The following is a 2,485-nucleotide window of genomic DNA, read 5'->3' as shown; positions in this document are numbered from 1 at the left end:
CAATGATATCATCGATGGCGGCGACGGCTTCGACATGATCTCGTACAGAGGTCTCGAAACCCGCACGAACGGCATCCAGGTCACCTTCGACTCTGCGCATTCAGGGATCGTGGCTGGTGGAGCGGGAGAGATCGACAGCTTTACAAACGTCGAATTCGTCTACGGCACCGACAAGGCCGATTCTTTCAAAGGCGCGGAAGGGTATCAGCGCTTCCGCGGCTTCGGCGGCAACGATACCTTCGACGGCGGCGCCGGGGACGACGAGGTCGATTACCGGAACGATGCTCCTGCAAACTCGACAACCGGTATCACGGTCAATCTGTCCAATGTTCAGAATGATGGGTCTGTTCTCGTCACAGGCGCAAACGGCGATACGGATAGGCTGATCAGCATCGAGTCCATTCGCGGCACTCGGAACAGCGACAATCTCACCGGCACGAACGCTTTTAACCGTCTGCGCGGCGATTCCGGCAATGATACCATCAGCGGGCTTGGCGGCGACGATCGGCTTGAGGGCGGTGCTGGAAATGACAGCATCGATGGTGGCGACGGGCGCGACCTTATCCTGGGTGATGCCGGCAATGACACCCTAATCGGCGGCGCAGGCTTCGCTGATACGATGGAAGGTGGTGCCGGCAACGACATGATCTATGGCGGATCTGGTACAGGCGGTGGCAGCAATACCAACGATCGAGCGGCATACAACCTGGGCTCGATGACGGGGGAACTCGGAATCAGGGTCGTATCGGAGACCGAGGCTTACATCACCCTGACGGATGGGGGGCAGCCTGTCGACATCTTCAGAATCACAAGGGCGACATCGACCACCACCACGTTCGTGGTCCAAGATCTGCGTGATGGTTCGCCTCTCGGAACTGACACCGTCTCGAATATCGATGAGATGCTGTTCTACTTCCCCGGCCGTCCGAACGACAGCTTCCGGTTCCAGATCGGCGTCTCGATCTACAAGCATCAGAGTGAGCCGGCATACACCGCCTATGGCGGTTTTCAGAATGACGTCATCAACGCCAATCTGATCGTCGGCCTCAAGGGAACCGATAGCGTCAATATCTTTGCCGGAGATGGCAACGACACGATCACGGGGCACAATGGCGACAACGGGCTGAACGGTGACGGCGGCAATGACGTCATCAACGCAGGCGGCGGTGTCAACTACATCACGTCCGATGCCGGCAATGACACCATCAATGGTGGCAGCGGCTGGGGCGATTCCATGAACTACATCCTCCCGGCAGAGACGATGGGGACGTTGAGCATCGAGGAGACCGCAAACACCATCGTGTTCAAACTTACCGAAGGGGGCGTGGAGCGGACGCTCGTCACCGCGACGCGAAACATGGATGGCTCTTGGACCGTCGATGCAAGGAACCTCGCTCAGGACGTCAATCACGGAGTTGACAAGCTGACCAATATCGAAGCGATCAACGTCTCGATCGGCGGCGACTTTACGGATCCGGCAAAGTTCATTGGAACCGCCTTCGGTCGTCACGCCTTTGGAGATCCGAACACAGGTGGCTATATAGTCGTTGGAACCGGTGGGGACGACTTCATCCACGTCAACGAAGCCAATGTCTCGACCGGTATCGCCAACAAGGTTGTCACGGTTTTTGGAGACCACGGCCATGATAGTGTCCTTGGCCACAATGTGGAGGACGTTCTCCATGGCGGTGATGGCAACGACGCTCTCGACGGCGCCAACGGCAACGACATTCTCAATGGCGACGACGGCGATGACACGCTTTATGGCGCGGCCGGCTGGGACACCCTCGACGGTGGTAACGGCAACGATGTTCTGATCGGCGGCATTGGTAATCTGACCGACGAAGATTACTTCCTCGCCAGCAACGGCAACGACACGATTTACGGCGGGAGCGAATTCCAGGGCGACAATCCCGATTGGAATTGGAACGAGATCAGATATCTCGACCGAAGCTTCGAGAGCATCGAGGTTCGGTTCGGCGATAATGGCGGGGCCGGAACTGTCCAGAAGAAGAATGGCAGTGGAACTGTCATCGGCACCGATACCTTCTTCGCCATCCAGGCTGTTCTGGGCACCCATGGCGAAGACGAGTTCTATGGAGGCAACACCTATGGTGTCCAACGTTTCATCGGCTATGAGGGCGATGACCTCTTCGACGGAACCAAGGGCGTCAATGAGGTTGATTACCGGGCCGAAGCACGAGCCTTGAAGATCACGACGGGGATCACAGTCGATCTCGGAGCCGAAGAGACCGTGACAGTAACGGATCTCAGCGGCGACACAGATACCTTCACCCTGATCGAGCGCGTCCGCGGGACCGAGCAGGACGATACGCTCCGCGGTAATTGGCTCGACAACCGCCTGCGCGGCGACAAGGGTGACGACATTCTGGATGGACGCGACGGCCACGATCGCCTCGAGGGCGGTGATGGCAACGACACGATCACCGGCGGATTGGGGAACGATACCATCCAAGACGGAGCC

1 protein-coding gene is annotated in these 2,485 nt (G+C 58.1%); it reads left to right on the top strand.

What is annotated here, in order from left to right; genetic code table 11:
* A partial coding sequence (locus VE009_RS12765; RefSeq protein ID WP_325008144.1) for a calcium-binding protein occupies positions 1-2,485 on the top strand: 2,485 nt, incomplete at both ends.

Origin of the sequence: Paenibacillus sp. (assembly GCF_035645195.1) — a bacterium.
In the GTDB taxonomy this organism is placed as follows: Bacteria; Bacillota; Bacilli; order Paenibacillales; family YIM-B00363; genus Paenibacillus_AE.
Note: the sequence above shows the minus strand (reverse complement) of the source record. Positions and strands in the feature narration are given on the sequence as shown.